The 20,498-nt window shown below is 63.4% G+C and carries 20 protein-coding genes; 16 read left to right on the top strand and 4 right to left on the bottom strand.

Features of this window, described 5'->3' with window-relative positions; translation table 11 throughout:
• Window positions 1-113 precede the first annotated feature (113 nt).
• The 4 genes from trpB to HV753_RS20545 all read left to right on the top strand — a co-directional run bounded on the left by trpB (window position 114) and on the right by HV753_RS20545 (window position 3,912).
• Window positions 114-1,313: a tryptophan synthase subunit beta gene (gene trpB, locus HV753_RS20560; RefSeq protein ID WP_175176442.1), complete on the top strand. Its 1,200-nt coding sequence runs from the start codon at window positions 114-116 to the stop codon at window positions 1,311-1,313.
• A 3-nt stretch (window positions 1,314-1,316) separates the two neighbouring features.
• Window positions 1,317-2,180, top strand: a complete 864-nt coding sequence (gene trpA, locus HV753_RS20555; RefSeq protein WP_175176441.1) for a tryptophan synthase subunit alpha — start codon at window positions 1,317-1,319, stop codon at window positions 2,178-2,180.
• Window positions 2,181-2,215: 35 nt separating this feature from the next.
• Window positions 2,216-3,091 carry an acetyl-CoA carboxylase, carboxyltransferase subunit beta gene (gene accD / locus HV753_RS20550; protein ID WP_175176440.1) on the top strand — a complete coding sequence of 292 codons (876 nt, stop codon included), beginning with the start codon at window positions 2,216-2,218 and terminating at the stop codon, window positions 3,089-3,091.
• A 272-nt stretch (window positions 3,092-3,363) separates the two neighbouring features.
• On the top strand, window positions 3,364-3,912 hold the full coding sequence (locus HV753_RS20545; protein ID WP_175176439.1) for an acyloxyacyl hydrolase: 549 nt from the start codon (window positions 3,364-3,366) through the stop codon (window positions 3,910-3,912).
• A 143-nt stretch (window positions 3,913-4,055) separates the two neighbouring features.
• On the opposite strand, the gene HV753_RS20540 is transcribed toward HV753_RS20545, so the two are convergent.
• Window positions 4,056-7,178 (bottom strand): Rne/Rng family ribonuclease, encoded by a 3,123-nt coding sequence (locus HV753_RS20540; protein WP_175176438.1) that lies wholly within the window; start codon window positions 7,176-7,178, stop codon window positions 4,056-4,058.
• A gap of 524 nt (window positions 7,179-7,702) precedes the next feature.
• Here HV753_RS20540 and HV753_RS20535 point away from each other — a divergent pair.
• From HV753_RS20535 to msrQ, 4 genes are all read left to right on the top strand, one after another.
• Window positions 7,703-8,665, top strand: coding sequence for an RluA family pseudouridine synthase (locus tag HV753_RS20535; RefSeq protein ID WP_175176437.1), 963 nt, complete (start codon window positions 7,703-7,705; stop codon window positions 8,663-8,665).
• A gap of 2 nt (window positions 8,666-8,667) precedes the next feature.
• Window positions 8,668-9,333 (top strand): HAD family hydrolase, encoded by a 666-nt coding sequence (locus HV753_RS20530; protein WP_175176682.1) that lies wholly within the window; start codon window positions 8,668-8,670, stop codon window positions 9,331-9,333.
• Window positions 9,334-9,510: 177 nt separating this feature from the next.
• Window positions 9,511-10,473 carry a protein-methionine-sulfoxide reductase catalytic subunit MsrP gene (msrP, locus tag HV753_RS20525; protein WP_175176436.1) on the top strand — a complete coding sequence of 321 codons (963 nt, stop codon included), beginning with the start codon at window positions 9,511-9,513 and terminating at the stop codon, window positions 10,471-10,473.
• 7 nt (window positions 10,474-10,480) lie between these two features.
• Complete coding sequence (msrQ, locus tag HV753_RS20520) at window positions 10,481-11,131, top strand: protein-methionine-sulfoxide reductase heme-binding subunit MsrQ (protein WP_175176435.1); 651 nt, start codon at window positions 10,481-10,483, stop codon at window positions 11,129-11,131.
• A gap of 28 nt (window positions 11,132-11,159) precedes the next feature.
• On the opposite strand, the gene HV753_RS20515 is transcribed toward msrQ, so the two are convergent.
• From HV753_RS20515 to HV753_RS20505, 3 genes are read right to left on the bottom strand one after another with little or no spacing between them, the layout of a single operon-like run.
• Window positions 11,160-11,945, bottom strand: a complete 786-nt coding sequence (locus HV753_RS20515) for an N-acetylmuramoyl-L-alanine amidase (protein WP_175176434.1) — start codon at window positions 11,943-11,945, stop codon at window positions 11,160-11,162.
• A 3-nt stretch (window positions 11,946-11,948) separates the two neighbouring features.
• On the bottom strand, window positions 11,949-12,659 hold the full coding sequence (locus HV753_RS20510; RefSeq protein WP_175176433.1) for an SAM-dependent methyltransferase: 711 nt from the start codon (window positions 12,657-12,659) through the stop codon (window positions 11,949-11,951).
• Window positions 12,656-13,258, bottom strand: coding sequence for a Maf-like protein (locus HV753_RS20505; RefSeq protein ID WP_175176432.1), 603 nt, complete (start codon window positions 13,256-13,258; stop codon window positions 12,656-12,658). Before HV753_RS20505 ends, HV753_RS20510 begins: the two co-directional genes overlap by 4 nt.
• A gap of 263 nt (window positions 13,259-13,521) precedes the next feature.
• Between HV753_RS20505 and HV753_RS20500 the strand changes: the two genes are divergently transcribed.
• The 8 genes from HV753_RS20500 to fabF all read left to right on the top strand — a co-directional run bounded on the left by HV753_RS20500 (window position 13,522) and on the right by fabF (window position 20,078).
• Window positions 13,522-14,079, top strand: coding sequence for a YceD family protein (locus tag HV753_RS20500; protein ID WP_175176431.1), 558 nt, complete (start codon window positions 13,522-13,524; stop codon window positions 14,077-14,079).
• Between the two features lie 52 nt (window positions 14,080-14,131).
• Window positions 14,132-14,314 (top strand): 50S ribosomal protein L32, encoded by a 183-nt coding sequence (rpmF, locus tag HV753_RS20495; RefSeq protein WP_006218037.1) that lies wholly within the window; start codon window positions 14,132-14,134, stop codon window positions 14,312-14,314.
• Window positions 14,315-14,373: 59 nt separating this feature from the next.
• Window positions 14,374-15,441, top strand: a complete 1,068-nt coding sequence (plsX, locus tag HV753_RS20490; RefSeq protein ID WP_175176430.1) for a phosphate acyltransferase PlsX — start codon at window positions 14,374-14,376, stop codon at window positions 15,439-15,441.
• The gene (locus tag HV753_RS20485; RefSeq protein ID WP_175176429.1) at window positions 15,441-16,427 is read left to right on the top strand and encodes a beta-ketoacyl-ACP synthase III; all 987 of its coding nucleotides are present in this window, start codon (window positions 15,441-15,443) and stop codon (window positions 16,425-16,427) included. Before plsX ends, HV753_RS20485 begins: the two co-directional genes overlap by 1 nt.
• 92 nt (window positions 16,428-16,519) lie before the next feature.
• Complete coding sequence (gene fabD, locus HV753_RS20480; protein WP_175176428.1) at window positions 16,520-17,455, top strand: ACP S-malonyltransferase; 936 nt, start codon at window positions 16,520-16,522, stop codon at window positions 17,453-17,455.
• A 4-nt stretch (window positions 17,456-17,459) separates the two neighbouring features.
• Entirely contained in the window at window positions 17,460-18,209 is a 750-nt protein-coding gene (fabG, locus tag HV753_RS20475; protein WP_006223826.1) for a 3-oxoacyl-ACP reductase FabG, read from the top strand.
• 214 nt (window positions 18,210-18,423) lie between these two features.
• Window positions 18,424-18,663, top strand: a complete 240-nt coding sequence (acpP, locus tag HV753_RS20470; RefSeq protein ID WP_003813816.1) for an acyl carrier protein — start codon at window positions 18,424-18,426, stop codon at window positions 18,661-18,663.
• Between the two features lie 185 nt (window positions 18,664-18,848).
• The gene (gene fabF / locus HV753_RS20465) at window positions 18,849-20,078 is read left to right on the top strand and encodes a beta-ketoacyl-ACP synthase II (RefSeq protein WP_175176427.1); all 1,230 of its coding nucleotides are present in this window, start codon (window positions 18,849-18,851) and stop codon (window positions 20,076-20,078) included.
• The last annotated feature ends 420 nt before the right edge of the window (window positions 20,079-20,498 follow it).

Raw genomic sequence — 20,498 nt, 5'->3', positions numbered from 1 at the left:
CAACCGGACGGGGACATCCCGTTCCGGCCGCGCCCCGGGTCAGGTAAAATGACGGGTTGCAAACCGGATTTGCGGCCGGCAGTGGTCTGTCGCGATGCCGGGGGAGATGCTTGGTGAAACCTTACGACTTTCCGGATGCCAAGGGCCATTTCGGCCCCTATGGCGGTGTTTTCGTGGCGGAAACGCTGATGCACGCGCTCGACGAGCTGCGCGCGGCCTATGACCATTACCGTGTCGATCCCGCCTTTCTGGAAGAGTTCAACTACGAGCTCAAGCACTTCGTAGGCCGGCCCAGCCCGGTCTACCACGCCCGCCGCTGGTCGGACATGCTGGGTGGTGCGCAGATCTGGTTCAAGCGCGAAGACCTGAACCACACCGGCGCCCACAAGGTCAACAATTGCATTGGTCAGGCCCTGCTTGCCAAGCGCATGGGCAAGCCCCGCGTCATCGCCGAAACCGGCGCTGGCCAGCACGGCGTGGCTACCGCCACGGTGGCGGCCCGTTACGGCATGGAATGCGTGGTCTACATGGGCAGCGAAGACATCCGCCGCCAGGCGTCGAATGTCTACCGCATGAAGCTGCTGGGCGCCACGGTGGTGCCGGTGACTTCCGGTTCGCGCACCCTGAAAGACGCGCTGAACGAAGCCATGCGTGATTGGGTCACCAACATCGAAAACACGTTCTACATCATCGGCACGGTAGCGGGTCCCGACCCCTATCCCCGCATGGTGCGCGACTTCCAGACCGTCATTGGCAACGAATGCCTGACGCAAATGCCCGAGGTCATCGGCCGCCAGCCCGACTATGTCGTGGCGGCGGTGGGCGGCGGTTCCAATGCCATGGGCATCTTCCATCCCTACATCCCCTACGAAAACGTGCGCCTGATTGGCGTCGAAGCGGCGGGCGAGGGCATGGACAGCGGCAAGCACGCCGCATCGCTGGCCGCCGGCCAGGTAGGCGTGCTGCATGGCAACCGCACCTACGTCATACAGGATGCCGATGGTCAGGTTCAGGAAACGCATTCCGTCTCCGCCGGCCTGGACTATCCCGGCGTTGGCCCCGAACACGCCTGGCTGAAAGACATTGGCCGCGCGGAATACGCGGGGATCACCGACGATGAGGCGCTGAAGGCGTTCCATGACTGCTGCCGCATCGAAGGCATCATGCCTGCCCTGGAGTCGTCGCATGCCATTGCGCAAGCCGTGAAGATGGCCCCCACGCTGTCGCGCGACGCCGTGATCCTGGTCAATTTGTCGGGCCGTGGCGACAAAGACATGCATACCGTCGCCGAACGTGCCGGTATCGAGCTCTAACCCATGACAACTCGCACTGATCGTATCGCCGCCGCGTTTGCGCGCACTGCTGAATCCGGCCGAGCCGCGGCGCTGATCCCCTACATTGCCGCAGGCGATCCTTCGCCCGCCGCCACCGTTCCCCTGATGCATGCGCTGGTCGAGGCCGGCGCCGACGTGATCGAACTTGGCGTGCCGTTTTCGGATCCCATGGCCGACGGCCCGGTGATCCAGCGCGCAGCTGATCGCGCCATCGCGCAGGGCGTGGGCCTGGCCCGCGTACTGGAACTGGTGGCTGAATTCCGCCAGCGCGACACCGTCACCCCTGTGGTCCTGATGGGGTACGCCAACCCGATCGAACGCATGGGCCAGACCCAATTCGCCATCAATGCCGAAAAGGCTGGCGTGGACGGTGTGCTGGTGGTGGACTATCCGCCCGAAGAAGTCATCGAGTTCGCCGCAACCTTGGGTGAACACGGTATTGCGCCCATCTTCCTGCTGGCGCCCACCTCCACCGAGGCCCGGATCCAGGCCGTGGCGGAGGTGGCGCGCGGCTACGTGTATTACGTGTCGCTCAAGGGCGTCACGGGTTCGGGCTCCCTGAATACCGATGACGTGGCCGAGCGCGTTGGCGTCATCCGCCGCCATCTGCGCGACATCCCTGTCGGGGTCGGCTTTGGCATCCGGGATGCGGAAGGCGCTCAGCGCGTGGCGCGCGTGGCCGATGCCGTGGTCATTGGCAGCAAACTGATTGAAACCATGGAGCAGGCGGTGGCTGACGCCCCGGCTGCCCAGAAAACCGATGCCGCAGTCACCGCCGCCAGCGGCTGGCTGCGCACCATCCGGCAAGCGCTGGATCAAGTAAAACGAGAAAGCGCGTCGGCCTGAGTGGCGGGCGCGACCTCAAACGGGATGAAAAATCAATGAGCTGGATCGAAAAACTCCTGCCTCCTCGCATCAATAAAACCAGCGACAGCGGCGCTCGCCGCGTCCCCGAAGGCCTTTGGGTGAAATGCCCGTCGTGCGAATCGGTGCTGTACAGCGAAGACTTGGCGGCCAATCTGCACGTGTGCCCCAAGTGCGACCATCACATGCGCATTGGCGCTCGCGCCCGCATCGATTCGCTGCTGGACATGGAAGGCCGGGTTGAAATCGGCCAGACCACGCGCTCCGTCGACACGCTGAAGTTCAAGGACACCCGCAAGTACCCGGAACGCCTGCAAGAGGCCGTCAAGCAAACCGGTGAAACCGATGCGCTGGTGGTCATGAGCGGCTCCATTCGTGGTGTGCCGGCGACCTTGGCCTGCTTTGAATTTGAATTCATGGGCGGTTCGATGGGTTCGGTGGTGGGTGAGCGCTTCGCGCGTGGCGCCCAGGCCGCCTTGGACAACAAGACGCCGTTCATCTGCGTGGCCGCTTCCGGCGGAGCCCGCATGCAGGAAAGCCTGCTGTCGCTGATGCAGATGGCCAAGACGAACGCCATGCTGACCCGCCTGTCGGCGGCCGGCCTGCCGTTCATCAGCGTCCTGACCGACCCCACCATGGGCGGGGTATCGGCCAGCTTTGCCTTCATGGGCGACGTGGTCATTGCCGAACCCAAGGCGCTGATCGGCTTTGCCGGCCCGCGCGTGATCGAACAGACCGTCCGCGAGAAGCTTCCCGAAGGCTTCCAGCGCGCCGAATTCCTGATGCAGAAGGGCGCAATCGATATGGTCGTGGACCGCCGTCAGCTGCGCGAGGAAATCGCCCGTTTGCTGGCATTGCTGACCAACCAGCCCGCGGACGTGGTTACCGCCTGACCCTTGTGTATTCAGGTTGGCTCGCCATCGATGGCAGGCCGGCCGGCACGCAAGAAAATGCCGTCGCCGGGCTTGTGCTCGCGACGGCATTTTTTCGTGCATGCACCGTGGGTGTCGGTGTCGCGGTGAATCGTGTTTTGTATCGAATGTGAATGAGTTTTTCGGAACAGTGTTTTCCACTGCTGATTGTTGCCATATAACGACAAAGGTCAAGCCATATGGCCCGGATTTTGCTATGTTGCCGGTTAGACGAAAAATCTATGGAGTTATCTATGCTGTCGACCAAGAAGAAAATGCTTACGCGCCTTGTCGGTTTGGCTCTGGCCGGTGCTGCCACGCTGGCAAGCGCGCAGTCCTCCGAGGGCACGCAAGGCGGCGTCAGCATGCATTACGGCATTGGCGATCACTATCAGCGCGTGACGCTGAGCTACGAAACCCCGTCCATCTGGACGCATCAATTCGGTGGCAACTGGGGCCGTCTGGACCTGACGCCTGAGCTGGGCGCATCGTACTGGTGGGCAGACGGTTCGCGTTCGCCGGGCCATGTCTGGCAGTTGAACGCCATTCCGATGTTCCGCTGGTGGACGGGTGAACGCTTCTACCTTGAGGCCGGCATCGGCGCCACCGTGTTTTCCAGCACGCGCTTTGCTGACGAGAACATCAGCACCGCTTTCCAGTTCGGCGATCACATTGGCATGGGTTTCCTGGTGACCCCGAACAACCGGATCGGTGTGCGCTATTCGCACTTCTCCAATGCCAGCATCAAGCGCCCCAATCCGGGTCTGGACCTGGTCCAGCTGACCTACACGTACCAGTTCTGACGGCAAGCCCATCAGGATCTGAAAACCCTCGATTGCGAGGGTTTTTTTTTGGCCTGGCCAGGGGCGTAGCCGGCGACGGCACCGTCAAGCTGGCGAAAAAAAGCCCCCATCGTGCGATGGGGGCTTTTTTGCAGCCTGGTGGCTTAGTGGTGCGTTTCGACTTGAACCAGCGGTTCGTTCGAGACGGCCATCACCGGCTTGCGTTCACGGCCAAGACGAACCGGCGTGTGCGCGGCGGCGATGCGCAGCTGGGTCTGGGCGTGGCGATCCGGATCGGTTTCCACCCACTTCAGGCCAGCGGCATTGACCACCTCGTGCAGGGCTTGCGCCTTGGCCGACGGAGCCGTTGCCGGCACCACGATCGGTTGCTGCGTAGTCGCCGCGGCAACGACCGGAGCGGGAGCGGGAGCCGGGGCCGGGGCAGCAGCCACCGGAGCAGCAGCTTCCACCACCGGAGCGGGGGCCGTCACGACGGGTTCCACGGCAGCGGTTTCGACGGGCGCTTCGACCGGGGCGGCAGGCGCCGAGACCTGGCTGGCAGGTTCCACGGCGACCGGCTGCGTCACCACGGGGGCAGCCGTTTGCACGGGCTGAGCCACGGGTTCGGCGGCGGCTTGCACCGGTTCAGCCTTGGCAGGTTCAACCTGTTGAGCTTCGACCGGCTTGGCTTCGATGACCTGAGCTTCCGTCACCTTCGTCTCGACGACTTGGGTCGGGGCCGGGGCAGCGGGGGCAGCGGGGGCCACCTCAACGGCCGGGGCCGGTGCGGCTTCAGCCACTTGAACCGGCGCGGCAGGCGCGGCCTGAACCGGGGCGGCTTGCGTCTCGGCGCCTTCGGCTTGTTCGCCGATGTCGTCGTCCGAACCGTCGTCCAGTTGGTCGTCGCTACCCGCCAGGCCTGCTTCTTCCTGGCTACGGCGGCCACGACGGCTGCGGCGGCGACGGCGCTTGCGTTCCGGATCAGCAGCGCCTTCGGCGCCTTCAGCGGTCGGGATGCCGTCGGCGGTCTGCTCGGCGGCGTCGGCGGCTTCCAGCGAGGCTTCAGCGGCCGGCTTGGTGTCGGGCAGGGCGGTCGCCATGGTTTGCGCCAGGGCGGCCACCATGCTTTCCTGTTCGCTCATCGGCGCGTCGGACTGACCTTCTTCACGGCGGTTGCGGCCACGGCCACGGCGACGGTTGCGGCCGGCGCCGGTGTCTTCGCCATTGACCTGCTCGGCGTTGTCGGGGCGGTTGGACGCCAGTGCCGCTTGTGCGGCCTGGTTGTCACGGTCACCACGGGCTTCATTGCGGTTGCCGCGGTCGCCACGTTCTTGACGTTCGCCACGCTCGCCTTCGGGGCGGCGGTTGCCACGAACGTGATGACGGCCGCCTTCGCTGCCTTCAGCACCTTCGCCACGCCCTTCGCCGCGACGATTGCGGTTGCGATCCGAACCATGGCGTTCGCCACGGCGTTCCTGGCCATCATGGCCGCTACGGCCCTTGCCACGGCCCGAGGAGGCGGCGCGCTTGGCGCTGTCTTCCTGAGCAGCGGGAGCGGGCTTGGCGCTGTCGGCATTGCCGGTCAGCCAGCCCACCAGGCGCTTGAACAGGCCACCCAGGCCACCCGACGAGGCAGATGCCGCAGGAGCGGCGATCGGCGCGGCGGGCGTCGACACGGGAGCGGGCTGCGAGGGCGTGATGCCTTTGACCAGCGCTTCCGGACGAGCCTTGATTTCGCTTTCGCGCGGCTGCCAGGGAGCGTTCGTGGCCGGGGCTTCAACCAGTTCAAAACTGGTCTTCAGCTCTTCCAGGCGCGGATCGTCATGGCGCAGGCGTTCGATGTGGTGGTGCGGCGTTTCCAGATGCTTGTTGGGGATCAGCATCAGGTTGACCTTCAGGCGGGCTTCCATCTTGGTGATGTCGGCGCGCTTTTCGTTCAGAAGGTAGGTGGCCACGTCGACCGGCACCTGGGCGTGGACCGCCGCGGTGTTTTCCTTCATCGCTTCTTCTTGCAGCAGGCGCAGCACGTGCAGGGCGCTGGATTCCGCATCGCGGATCACGCCGGTGCCGTTGCAGCGCGGGCAAGTGATGTGCGAGCCTTCGTTCAGGGCCGGACGCAGGCGCTGGCGCGACAGTTCCATCAGGCCAAAGCGCGAGATCTTGCCCATTTGCACACGGGCACGGTCGAAATGGAGTGCATCACGCAGGCGCTGTTCGACGGCGCGCTGGTTCTTGCTGTCTTCCATGTCGATGAAGTCGATGACGATCAGGCCGCCCAAGTCGCGCAAGCGCAACTGGCGGGCCACTTCGTCGGCCGCTTCGGAGTTGGTGCGCAGCGCGGTTTCCTCGATGTCGGCACCGCGAGTGGAGCGGGCCGAGTTCACGTCGACGGAGACCAGCGCTTCGGTGTGGTCGATCACGATGGCGCCGCCGGAGGGCAACGTCACGGTGCGCGAATACGCCGTTTCAATCTGGTGTTCGATCTGGAAACGCGAGAACAGCGGGATGTCGTCACGGTAGCGCTTGACGCGCTGGACGTTGTCCGGCATCACCACGCTCATGAAGGCGGTGGCCTGGTCGGCGATCTCGTCGGTATCGATCAGGATCTCGCCGATTTCGGGCGAGAAGTAATCGCGGATGGCCCGGATGACCAGGCTGGATTCCAGGTAGATCAGGATCGGCGCGGAGTTGTCGCGGGCGGCGCCGTCGATGGCGGTCCACAACTGCAACAGATAGGACAAGTCCCACTGGAGTTCTTCGACGTTGCGGCCGATGCCTGCGGTGCGGGCGATGATGCTCATGCCCTGGGGCAGGTCTAGCTGCTCCATCGTGTCGCGCAGTTCCTGGCGATCCTCACCCTCGACGCGGCGCGAAACGCCACCGCCACGGGGGTTGTTGGGCATCAGGACCAGGTAGCGGCCGGCCAGCGAGATGAACGTGGTCAGGGCAGCGCCCTTGTTGCCGCGTTCTTCTTTTTCGACCTGAACGATCAGTTCCTGACCTTCGCGCAGCGCATCCTGGATGCGGGCGCTACGGACATCCACGCCTTCCTTGAAGAAGCTGCGAGCAACTTCCTTGAAAGGCAGAAAGCCGTGACGGTCTTCACCGTAGTTGACGAAGCAAGCTTCTAGGCCGGGTTCGATCCGGGTAATGACACCTTTGTAGATGTTGCCTTTGCGTTGTTCGCGGCCGGCAGTCTCGATGTCGAGGTCGATGAGTTTTTGCCCATCAACGATTGCGACGCGTAATTCTTCTTGATGCGTCGCATTGAACAGCATGCGCTTCATGAGAGGGTTTCTCCGTTGTCATGACGCGCCGATATCGGCGCGTGACCTCGGGTCACTCGGGCTGCGGCTGAAGCGGGCAAGAAATGCGGACCGTACCTGGGCGGCGCCCAGGCGTATCCGCCGCGGGTCAGGCGGGCACGTCGTGCCGTGGGGCACGGGGTTCTGTCAGCAGGAGGGTCAGCTTCACTGAATGTGGTTTGACGGAAAAAATGCTGTGAACGGCAGTTGCGGTCGGATTGGTTGCCTACACGCAGCTGGTGCTTTAAATATGCGACGATTCTTGCAGTGCTTCAGAGCCGCTTGCGGCATGCAACGGACCTGCTGGGACAGCGGGCAAAGTGAATGCCACACCACTATCCGGCAGGGCGCGGTTGCGCCGGCGACCAAGAGACCCAGGGGTTGAATAAGCAGGCAGTACAATGGCGGCCCACGCGCTCGACGGAGTTGCGTACTTGTTTGCATCTCTACGCCAGGCGGCTAGTTCAGCCCCTTAAGGCTGTCCCGATTATATGTCGCTTTCCGCAATGCGCAAAGAAACTTCCTCCCCTCTATCCTCCTCTAAAGCCCCCCCCGCCGTCCGCATGGTGGAGGTCGATGCCGAGCATGCCGGCCAGCGTCTGGATAACTACCTGATGCGGCTGTGCAAGGGCGTCCCCAAAACGCATATCTACAAAGCCATCCGTGGCGGCGAAGTTCGCGTGAATAAGGGACGCATTTCGGTCGACTACCGCATCGTCGAAGGCGACATCGTGCGAATTCCGCCGCTGCGGCTGCCCGACCCGGGCAAGCCCCGCCCCGTGCCCGGCGCGGAATTCCCGATCGTGTTTGAAGACGACGCGCTGCTGGTCGTGGACAAGCCGGCCGGCGTGGCGGTGCACGGCGGCAGCGGCGTGTCGTTCGGCGTGATCGAGCAATTGCGTGCCGCCCGGCCCGACGCCAAGTTCCTGGAATTGGTGCACCGGCTGGACCGCGAGACCTCGGGCCTGCTCATGGTGGCCAAGAAGCGCAGCGCGCTGTTGGCCCTGCATGCCATGCTGCGTGAAGGCAAGGGCGATAAGCACTATCTGGCCCTGGTTGAAGGCGATTGGGTGAACGACCGGCAGCACATCAAGCTGGGCCTGTCCAAATGGACCACGCAATCCGGCGAGCGCCGGGTCAAGGTGGATCCGGACGGGCAAACGGCGCACACCATCATCACCCTGAAGCAACGTTTTGGTGGTTACAGTCTGGTCGATGCCGAACTGCGCACGGGGCGCACCCACCAGATCCGGGTGCACTTGGCCGCCAGCGGCTTTCCGATCGTGGGCGATGACAAGTACGGCCACGACGACGTGCGGGCAGAATTCGCCCGGATGGGCTTTGGCCGGATGTTCCTGCATGCTCACCAACTGACCCTGGCGCATCCGGCAACGGGCGAACCCATGACCCTTACTGCCGAGCTGCCCCCCGCATGCCGGCAACTACTGAAACAATTGGAGTCGGTCTGATGATGTCGTCGTATTCGCTGGTCGTTTTTGACTGGGATGGCACCCTGATGGATTCCACGCATAGCATCGTGGCGGCCATCCAGGGCGCGTGCCGCGACCTGGATCTGGCCGTGCCGTCTGCGTCTGAAGCCAGCTGGGTGATTGGTCTGTCCCTGGAAAGCGCCTTGCGCCGCGCCGTTCCGGAACTGACCCAAGCGATGATGCCGCGCTTCCTGGAGCGCTACCGCACGCATTATTTGCTGCGCGATCCTGAGCTGCGCCTGTTCGACGGCATTCCTGAATTGCTGGCCGAGCTGGCCGGGCAGAACGTGCGCCTGGCCGTCGCCACGGGCAAGAGCCGGGTAGGCCTGACGCGCGCATTGGCTGCGACCGGCCTGGGCCCCTTGTTCGACGCCACTCGCACTGCCGACGAAACCTTCAGCAAGCCGCATCCGGCGATGCTGCACGAGCTGATGCAAGAGCTGGACGTCGATCCCGCGCGCGTCGTCATGATTGGCGATACCTCTCACGATCTTCAGATGGCGACCAATGCCGGTGTGCACGGCCTGGGCGTGACCTATGGCGCCCATACCTTGAAGGAACTTCAAGGTTGTGCGCCGCAGGCGGTGCTGGATAGCGTGCCGCTGGTGCGTGAATGGCTGCTGCCCCGAGTGGCGGCAAGCGCCTGAATCGACCGCGTATCCGGGGACTGATCGTCAGGCGGGAACGTCTGGAGTCACCAGGGGTCAATCTGAAAGTTCCTGGCCGCTTTTGTACGGCTGCGGAATATCATGGGGTCGCGCAGCGTCTATGGCTTGCGCAGCGCGCGCCCGTGAATTTGGCACACGCCACTCAGGAGCTCCCCGATGTTAATACGCAAGCCCGACGATATTCTTCCGTCTGAAATCACCGACGAAGCGGTCTGGCGCTCGCGCCGTGAGCTGATGCTGCGCGCCGGGCTGACCGCCGCCGCCGTGGGATTGCCGGGCTGGGCAACGCGCAATGCCTTCGCGCAGGACGCGGGCGCGTTGCCGGGCAAGCCGAATGCCGCCTTGAGCGTCATGGAAAAACAGACTTCGCTGTCTGATGTGACGTCCTACAACAACTACTACGAGTTTGGCGTCGACAAGGGCGATCCCGCTGCCAACGCCGGCAAGTTACAGACGCGGCCGTGGACGATCAGCGTCGAGGGCGAGGTGGCAAAGCCGCGCACCTTCTCCATCGAGGAACTGCTCAAGTTGGCGCCGATGGAAGAGCGCGTTTACCGCCTGCGCTGTGTCGAAGGCTGGTCCATGGTGATTCCGTGGGTGGGCTATTCGGTGTCTGAATTGCTGAAACAGGTCGAGCCCACGGGCAATGCCAAGTACGTGGAATTCGTCACTGCCGTGCAACGCGAGAACATGCCCGGCGTGCGGGCCGCAATTCTTGACTGGCCGTACGTGGAAGGGCTGCGCCTGGACGAAGCGATGAATCCGCTGGCCATGCTGGTGTTCGGCGTTTACGGCAAGATCCTGCCGAATCAGAATGGGGCGCCGGTGCGCCTGGCGGTGCCGTGGAAATACGGCTTCAAGTCGGCCAAGTCCCTGGTGAAGATCCGGCTGGTGGAAAAGCTGCCGGTGTCGTCCTGGATCAAGGCGGCGCCACAGGAATACGGCTTCTACGCCAATGTGAACCCCAATGTCGCGCATCCGCGCTGGAGCCAGGCCACCGAACGCCGTATCGGCGAAGACGGTCTGTTCAGTCCCAAGCGCAAGACCTTGATGTTCAACGGCTATGGTGAGCAGGTGGCGTCGCTCTATCAGGGCATGGACCTGAAAGCGAACTACTGAGGCCCGCATGCCGGATGGCACTCCGCAGTCGGCTCCGGCCGCGCCGCCGCGCAAGATGTCCCTGTCCGCCAAGATGGTGGGGCGGTTCAAGCCCGTCCTTTTCCTGCTGGGTCTGACCCCGTTTGCGCGCTGGATCTGGCTGGGATTCAACAACGGCTTGACCGCGAATCCAGTTGAATTCCTGACGCGATCGTCAGGCACCTGGACGCTGGTATGCCTGTTGGTCACGCTGGCAATCACGCCTTTGCGCCGCCTGACCGGCCAGCCTGCGCTGGTGCGGTTGCGCCGCATGTGCGGCCTGTTCGCGTTTTTCTATGGCGCCATGCATTTCATGGCCTGGGTCTGGTGGGATCGCGGGTTTGATCCGGCGGCCATGCTGCAAGATATTGGCGAACGTCCCTTTATCACCGTGGGGTTCGCGGCCTTCCTGCTGATGTCGGCGCTGGCAGCCACGTCCACCCAATGGGCCATGCGCAAGCTGGGGCGCCGCTGGCAGCAACTGCACCGGGCTATCTACGCGATTGGCCTGTTGGCGGTGCTGCATTATTGGTGGCACAAGGCCGGCAAGAATGACCTGACGCAACCCGTCTTGTATGCGGCGGTGCTGGCCCTGTTGCTGGGCTGGCGCGTGGCGGTCTGGTGGCGGCGCAAGCCCTAGTGTGCCGGGCCTGCGCCGCCGCCGGACGTTAAAGCATTGCCAGCATGATCGCCGCGGTCTCGGCGTCTGGCTGGCCGTCAAACAGGGCGGGACGATAGTGCATCTGGAAGGCGGCCAAGGCGCCGACGGTAACGCGATCCAGCGTGCCATCCTGCGGGCAGGCGTAGCCTAGCCGCAGCAGCTGTTTCTGGAACCAGGCGACGTCCGGGGTGCCTTGCGCCTGCAAGCGCGCCAGATGCTCAGCAGCCCCCGTTTCGTCGTACCAGCGCCCGATGCCGGCCTGAGCCAGCGCCTTCCACGGGAACAGCGGGCCGGGATCAACCTTGCGTTGCGGGGCAATGTCACTGTGGCCGACCACGTTTTCAGGGGCGATGCCATGGCGCTGGATGATGTCGCGCAGCAGGATCGTCAGCGCGCGCACCTGGCGGTCGTCATAGGCGTGCCACAGGGGCTTGCCGTCCGGGCCGTCCGTCCAGCCAGCGTTCACGACCTCAATGCCGATGGACGTGCTGTTCATGGCGATGTTGCCGTACCAGGAGCTGGCGCCGGCATGCCATGCGGCCCGGTTTTCGTCGACCAGCCGGTAGGTGCGGCCCGTCTCGTTCACCAGGTAGTGGGCGCTGACCTTGCCATGCGCCAGTATTTTCATCGACGTGGCGTCGTCAACAGAGGTGTAGTGCAGGACAACCGTGCGTACGCGGCTGCTCTGGCTGACAGCGGTGATGGAGGTGTCCAGGTCCAGGCCGGCAGGCCCGCGCGACGCGCAGCCGGCCAGCACTGCCGTGGCCAGCAGGGTGGTGATCAGGCGAAACATGGGTCAGCGAGCCAGATAGAGGAACAGCGTGGGCAGCTTGTCCAGTTGCGGGGCGGGCCGCTTTTTCCAGTCGGCCACCGTGTGCGTCACGACCCATTCGTCAGCCGTGGTGACCGAGCGCGCCACGCATAGCTTGGTGTCGGGTTTCAGGCTGGCCAGCAGCGTGGCGAACATGGCGGCGTTGCGATAGGGGGTTTCAATCAGCAGTTGGGTCTGGTTGTGCTTGGATGAGTGCTGCTCCCAGGCTCTGAGTTGCTTGGCGCGTTCAGCCGGGTCGACGGGGGCGTAGCCGTGGAAGGCGAAGCGCTGCCCGTCCAGGCCGCTGGCCATCAGGCCCAGCAGAATGGACGAGGGGCCGACCCAAGGCTTGACCGTCAGCCCCAGATAGTGCGCCGCGTCCACGACCTTGGCGCCCGGATCGGCCACGGCTGGGCATCCGGCTTCCGAGACGAGTCCGATTTCCGCGCCTTGCCTGATCGGGTCCAGCCAGGCTTTGATCTGGCCGGCGTTGACCTTGTCAGTCAGCGTGTGGATGGTGATTTCCTGCAAGGGGCGGGTCGTGCCGATCAATTTCAGAAAAGCGCGCGCCGTCTTGGCGTTTTCGGCGATATAGGTGTCCAGCCGCCCCGCCAGCGCGCGGACCTCGGCGGGTAGCCAGCGCTCGGGCGGCGCGTCACCCAGGCTGACCGGGATCAGGTGCAATGCGCCGCTCATGCCATCACCCCGGGGGCGTCCAGGGGGTCCAGGCCGAACGTTGTCAGCATGCGCGTCAGTTCGATCAGCGGCAGGCCGATAATGGCGGTCGGGTCGTCGCTCTGGATGCTTTGCATCAGTGCAATGCCCAGGCTTTCCGCCTTGGCGCTGCCTGCGGTATCGTAGGGTTCTTCAGCGCGCAAGTAGGTGTCGATCGCGTGGTCCGACAATTCGCGGAAGCGGCAACGGGTGATGATGTCGGCTTTTTCCACTCGCAGGCCATCTGTTACCGCCAGCGCGCTGTGGAATTCCACGATTTGCCCTGAAAGGGTGCGCAATTGGGCTTGGGCGCGCGGGAAATCCCCCGGCTTGCCGATCGGCTGCCCATTGATCGTGGCCACTTGGTCCGAGCCAATGATGATGCTGCCCGGGTGGTTGACGGCCACCGCCATGGCCTTGGCGACCGACAGGCGCAACGCCAGCGCAGCGGGGGTTTCGCCCGGGTGTGGCGTTTCGTCTACATCGGGGGAAATGGCCGTAAAGGGCAGGCGCAGGCGCGACAGCAGTTCTTTGCGGTAACGCGAGCTGGACGCGAGGATCAGGCTAGGCTTTGAAGGCATGCGATATTTGACGTTAAGGCGTAAGTCGCAGTATTATCTAACGTTTTGCGGGATTTTTGCAGTGAACCCTTGCCGACTTTTGCCCGAGCCTGGAACGAAAGGCAAAGCCAAAAGACGAAACGAAAGACGAAGCCATGTTTTTTGAATAAAACTGGTCAGGGGTGATCAAAAGCGTGACGTCATCAAAAACGTGACCCAAAGCAAAGACCCGCGAATGCAAAGGACAGAACATTAAGCGCATCGATGCATTCGCATTTGCCCACATGGGCAAGGAAGCGCAAGGCACCATACCTCTTGTGCGGTTTTCGCGCGCGGTTGAAGGGTTACCCGAACAACCGCTGGGCGATGCTGGGCTTGTGACGTGGTCCGTGCGCGGTGAGATGGGCAAGTCTGGTCTGTTGCTTGGCCGGCCTCTCTTGCATGTTCACGTGCAGGCGAACCCGGTGCTGGTGTGCCAGCGGTGCAATGCGCCGTTTGTGTATCCGGTCGACAGCGAAGTCCTCTTGCAGCTAGTCAAGTCCGAAGCCGATCTCGACGATGGTTTTACCAATGGTGATGTCACCGATGGTTTTGCCGGCGGGGACGATGAAGACGAAGAAGGAAATGGTTTTGTGTCCAACCAGCCTGAAAAGGTGGTCGGTTCGCATCATTTTGATCTGCTGGCCCAGGTCGAAGATGAGCTCATTCTGAGCGTTCCGTATGTGCCCAAGCATGATGTATGCCCGGGCGCGCAGGCCAAAGTCAGCGAAGCTCTTGATGAGCCCGCTGTCAAGCGTCCGTCGCCGTTTGCGGTGCTGGAACAACTGAAGCACAAAGATTGAGATCAACATCGGGCCGCATCGCGTACAATGCGCCCCGTTTCTAGGAGTCATCATGGCCGTTCAACAAAACAAGAAGTCCCCCTCCAAGCGCGGTATGCACCGTTCGCATGATTTTCTGGTTGCTCCGTCGACCGCCATCGAGCCGAACACCGGTGAAACGCACCTGCGTCACCACATCAGCCCCAACGGCTTCTATCGTGGCCGCAAGGTCCTGAAGACCAAGGCCGACGAATAAGGCCCCCGGGCCGAACTCGTACCCGGACCAATTCGGCCGAGCGCTGATACCTGGCACCCGTGATACGCATCGCCATAGACTGTATGGGCGGAGACTTCGGTCTACCCGTCACAATTCCGGCTGCGATCGAGTTCGCCCGGCAATTTCCGGATACCCGGCTATTGCTGGTCGGGCTTCCCGACGCGATCGAAGCGGCGCTCTCTGAGCACCGCGACGTCGCGCGTGATCGCATGGAAATCGTGGCGGCATCCGAAGTCGTCACCATGGACGACCCGGTCGAGGTCGCCTTGCGCCGCAAAAAAGACTCCTCCATGCGCCTGGCCGCCCAGTCCGTCAAGGACGGGCGCGCTGACGCCTGCGTTTCCGCAGGCAACACGGGCGCGTGGATGGCCATTTCACGCTACGTGCTCAAAACGCTGGACGGCATTGACCGCCCCGCGATCGCCACGTCCATTCCGAACCAGACGGGCCGCGCCACCACGGTGCTGGACCTGGGTGCGAATGTGGACTGCACGGCCGAGCACCTATTGCAATTCGCCATCATGGGCGCCGCGCTGTCGCAGGCCGTCGACCATCGTGAGAATCCCTCCGTGGGCTTGCTCAACATCGGCGAAGAGGTCATCAAGGGCAATGAGGTCGTCAAGGAAGCCGCCGAGCTTCTGCGCGGCAGCCCCTTGAATTTCTACGGCAACGTGGAAGGCAATGACATCTTCAAGGGCACGGTCGACGTCGTCGTTTGCGACGGTTTCGTCGGCAACGTCGTGCTCAAGTCCGTTGAAGGGCTGGCGAAGATGCTGTCCAGCATCATTCGCGAAGAGTTCAAACGCAACATCGTCACCTTGCTGGCTGGCGCCATCGCCAAGCCGGTGCTCAACCGTCTGCGCAACCGCGTCGACAACCGTCGCTATAACGGCGCCGCGTTGTTGGGCCTGCGTGGCGTGGTCATCAAGAGCCACGGTTCCGCGGATGTCTACGCCTACGGTTTTGCGTTGCAACGAGCCCGCGAAGCCGTAGTGAGTAAACTGCTGGAGCGCACCGCTCAGACGGTCGCTCAGATTACCAAGCGCGTTCAATCGGGCGAGGGCGCCTCGACGCCTTCGCGGAACGTCGCTGGGGACACCGCTTGATGGATACCGCAATGAAATATTCCGCAATCGCGGGCACTGGCAGCTTCTTGCCGGAACGCGTGGTTTCGAATGACGAATTGGCAGCGGAACTGGCGACGCGCGACATCGCCACGTCCGATGAATGGATCGTTGAGCGCACGGGCATCCGTCAGCGCCATCTGGCCGAGCGTGGCGTCACCACCAGCCAGCTCGCCACCGAGGCTTCGCGCCGCGCGCTGGCCGATGCCGGCGTCGACGCTGCCGACGTGGACCTGATCATCGTGGCGACGTCCACGCCGGATTTCGTGTTTCCCAGCACGGCTTGCCTGGTGCAAGCCAACCTGGGCGCCAAGGGTTCGGCGGCATTCGATGTGCAGGCCGTGTGCAGCGGCTTTGTCTATGCCCTGACCACTGCCGACAGCTTCATCCGCGCGGGCCGTGCCCGTTGTGCGCTGGTGATCGGCGCGGAAGTGTTCTCGCGCATTCTTGACTGGAACGACCGCAGCACTTGCGTGCTGTTCGGCGACGGCGCGGGCGCCGTTATCCTGAAAGCGTCCGATGAGCCTGGCATCCTGGCTGCTCAACTGCACGCCGACGGCAGCCAGATGAAGATCCTGAGCGCAGCGGGCAACGTGGCCTATGGCGATGTGACGGGTGATCCGTTCCTGCGCATGGACGGTCAAGCCGTGTTCAAGCAGGCCGTCACGGTGCTGGACCGATCGGCGCGTGACACCTGCGCGGAAGCAGGCATTGAATTGGGCGATGTCGATTGGCTGATCCCGCATCAGGCCAACGTCCGCATCCTGAATTTCCTGGCACGCAAGCTTGCCGTGCCGGTCGAAAAAGTGGTCATTACCGTTGATAGCCACGCCAATACCTCTGCGGCCAGCGTGCCGCTGGCTCTGGATGCCGCGCGCCGCGATGGCCGCGTCAAGCCGGGCCAGCTCATTCTGATGCAGGGCGTGGGCGGCGGATTCACCTGGGGCTCGGTACTCGCCCGCATGTAAGGGCGTGCCCGGGCAGGATGGCGCTTGCGCCGCCGCCTGGAGAGCGCGCCTGACATTCCACACAGACACTGAATCAATCCAACCGGTCAATCATGAAAATCGCTTTTGTCTTCCCTGGCCAAGGTTCGCAAGCTGTCGGCATGCTGGATGCCTGGTCTGGCGTTGCCGCCGTCACGGACACCGTGGCCCAGGCCTCTCAAGCCCTCGGCCAGGATCTGGCCGCGCTGATCGCCCAAGGTCCGGCTGAAAAGCTCAACCTGACCACCAACACCCAGCCGGCAATGCTGACGGCTGGTGTCGCGTTCTACGCCGCCTGGTGCGCCGCGGGCGGGCGCAAGCCTGATGTCGTGGCTGGCCACAGCCTGGGCGAATACGCCGCGCTGACCGCCGCCGGTTCGCTGGCGCTGGAAGATGCCGTGCGCCTGGTGCGCGTGCGCGCCGACGCCATGCAGGCCGCCGTTCCGGTGGGTACGGGCGCGATGGCCGCCATCCTGGGCCTGGACGATGACGCCGTGCGTGCCGCGTGTACGCAGGCCGCCCAAGGCGAAATCGTCGAAGCCGTGAATTTCAACGCGCCTGCCCAGGTCGTGATCGCGGGGCACAAGGCCGCCGTTGAGCGCGCCTGCGAATTGGCCAAGGCAGCAGGCGCCAAGCGTGCGCTGCTGCTGCCGGTGTCCGCGCCGTTCCACTCCAGCCTGCTCAAGCCGGCCGCCGATGTGCTGGCCGATGCGTTGGCCGGCGTGACGGTCTCGGCGCCGCTGATCCAGGTCATCAACAACGTCGACGTGGCTTCGCCCACGGAACCCGGGGCAATCCGGGATGCGCTGGTACGTCAAGCATGGCATCCTGTGCGCTGGGTCGAAACCCTGCGCGCGATGAAGGCGCAAGGCGTCACGCATATCATCGAGTGCGGCCCCGGCAAGGTGCTGGCTGGCTTGACCAAGCGCATCGATCCCGAACTTACCGGCATGGCCATTACCGATCCTGCTTCGCTTGAAGCTGCGTTGGCCGCCGTTAACGGAAATTAAAGACATGGACAACTCCATCGAACTGCAAGGCAAGATTGCGCTGGTGACGGGCGCCACGCGCGGCATCGGCCGCGCCATCGCTCAGGAATTGGCTGCGCGCGGCGCAACCGTCGTCGGCACCGCTACGTCCGAATCGGGCGCGGCTGCCATCACGGAAGCGCTGGCGCCCTCTGGCGGCCGTGGCGTGGTGCTGAACGTGACCGATGCCGAAGCTTGCGATGCGCTGATCGACGCGCTGGGCAAGGAAGGTGGCGGCCCGCACATCCTCGTCAATAATGCTGGCATCACCCGCGATACGCTGGCAATGCGCATGAAAGACGACGACTGGTCGGCCGTTCTCGATACGAACCTGACTTCCGTGTTCCGCCTGTCGCGCGCCGTGCTGCGCAGCATGATGAAGGCCCGTTGGGGACGCATCATCAATGTGACGTCCGTGGTGGGTTCCAGCGGCAATGCCGGTCAAGCCAATTACGCCGCCGCGAAGGCGGGCGTGTCTGGCATGTCGCGTGCTCTGGCCCGAGAGTTGGGTAGCCGCAACATCACCGTGAATTGCGTGGCGCCTGGCTTCATCGACACCGACATGACGCGCGCGCTGGCTGAAAGCCAAACCACCGCGTTGCTGCAACAGATTCCGCTGGGCCGTTTGGGTTCGCCCGAGGACATCGCCCACGCCGTGGCCTTTTTGTCTGGGCCGCAGGCGGGTTACATTACCGGCACCACCCTGCACGTAAACGGCGGGATGTACATGCAATAAGTCATGAATTGCGCGTTGGCGGCCCTGGCCGCCGCGCCTTGGCCGGGCAACCGGCACGGCAGCGCGCAGTTCAACCGGAAACGCCGCATACCGGTATTCCTGCGCCCTGAAGGGCGACAGATCAGGTGCGCGGTGTTATTTTTCTCACGGCCAGGCGTTGCTTTCCTCTACGCTTGGCTATAATTCGCGGGATTTTTCCCAATTGGAGATCTGCATGGAAAGCATCGAACAGCGCGTCAAGAAGATCGTCGCTGAACAACTTGGCGTCAACGAAGCCGAGATCAAGAACGAATCCTCCTTCCTTGACGACCTCGGTGCCGATTCGCTCGACATGGTCGAACTGGTCATGGCGCTCGAAGACGAATTCGAGACCGAGATCCCCGACGAAGAGGCCGAAAAGATCACGACCGTGCAACAAGCGATTGACTACATCAATTCGCACGGTAAGCAGTAAGCTCAGCCTATATCCTTCCGGTTGCCCGAATTTCGGGGCCAACCGGGAAACGGGGCGGTTTCAGGAATTTGCCGTGTGGTCCGCGTGCGGGAAGGGCATAGTCATGCCCGACCCGCTTTCGCGTGGGCCACACGCGCAGCGCATCCCGAAAACCGCCTTTCTTTTGTCTGTTTGAGGAGTCATCCGTGAAGCGACGTGTCGTCATCACCGGCCTTGGTATCGTTTCTCCCGTGGGGAACGACCTGACCACCGCTTGGGACAATATCGTCAACGGACGTTCTGGCATCAGCCGCATCAGCCGTTTCGATCCCTCGGCCATCACCACGCACATAGCTGGCGAAGTCAAAGACTTCGACATCAGCACCTATGTCTCGAGCAAAGAAGCCCGTCAGATGGATACGTTCATCCATTACGGACTGGCCGCCGGGATGCAGGCATGGCGCGATTCCGGCCTGGAAGTCACCGAAGCCAATGCCGAGCGCATTGGCGTGATCGTGGGTTCCGGTATCGGTGGTTTGCCGCGCATTGAAGAAACCCAGGTCGAATATCTGGCCAAGGGTCCGCGACGGATTTCGCCGTTCTTCGTGCCAGGCTCGCTGATCAACCTGATCTCCGGTCATTTGTCCATTGCCTATGGCTTGAAGGGCCCGAGCTACGCCGTCGTGTCGGCCTGCACCACCGGTCTGCATTGCATCGGCGACGCTGCGCGCCTGATCGAGTATGGCGATGCGGACGTCATGGTTGCGGGTGGCGCCGAATCGACGGTGTCCCCGCTGGGCGTTGGCGGTTTTGCCGCCATGCGTGCCTTGTCGACCCGCAACGATGATCCTCAGACGGCTTCGCGTCCCTGGGACCGTGACCGCGATGGTTTCGTGCTGGGCGAGGGCGCTGGCGTTCTCGTGCTGGAAGAGTACGAGCATGCCAAGAAGCGCGGCGCGCGCATTTATGGCGAGCTTGCCGGTTACGGCATGAGCTCGGACGCGCACCACATCACGGCGCCCGACAAGGACGGCCCGCGCCGCGGCGTTCTGAACGCGCTGCGCAACGGCGGCCTGAACGCGGATGACATCCAGTATGTCAACGCGCACGGCACGTCCACGCCGCTGGGCGACAAGAACGAAACCGATGCGCTGAAGCTGGCGTTCGGCGATCACGCCAAGAAGCTGGTGGTCAATTCGACCAAGTCCATGACCGGGCACTTGCTCGGCGCAGCGGGCGGCATCGAGGCCGTGTTCACCACCTTGGCCGTGTACAACCAGGTTTCGCCTCCCACGATCAACATCTTCAATCAAGATCCGGAATGCGATCTGGATTACTGCGCCAACGAAGCGCGGCAGATGAAGATCGAAGTCGGCCTGTCCAATTCGTTCGGCTTTGGCGGCACCAACGGCTCGATGGCCGTTCGCCGGGTCTGATTTGGAAGGCTCGGACGCAGGGCGCTGGTCGTTTCAGGTGCCTGCCGGGCGGCCGCGCAGCGTCAGCGCCCTTTGGGGGCTGGCATGCGCCGTCGCCGTGGCTTGCACGCTGACGGCGGCGTCCTGGAGCGGCACGGCATGGGTGGCGGGCGCGGTGATCGCGCTGCTGCTTGTGCTGGCCGGGCTGTTACACTCGGCACGGAGCAGCCTGTCCCCGGTATCGGCAATACGCACCGCGACGGGGGCTGGGCGCTGGCAGGTACGCCAACCGCAAGGTTGGCAGGACGCGATGCTGTTGGATCAGCAGCGCGGTCCCCGCTGGCTGACGCTCACTTTGCAGCTCTTGCCCACCGGGAGTACGGTCTTTACAAATAGCACAATCACCCTCACCGTCTGGCAGCGGACACTGCGACCCGAGTC

The organism is Achromobacter pestifer, from assembly GCF_902859625.1.
Classification (GTDB): Bacteria; Pseudomonadota; Gammaproteobacteria; order Burkholderiales; family Burkholderiaceae_B; genus Achromobacter; species Achromobacter pestifer.
The sequence above is the reverse complement of the archived record's forward strand: the minus strand, read 5'-3'. Positions and strand labels throughout refer to the sequence as shown.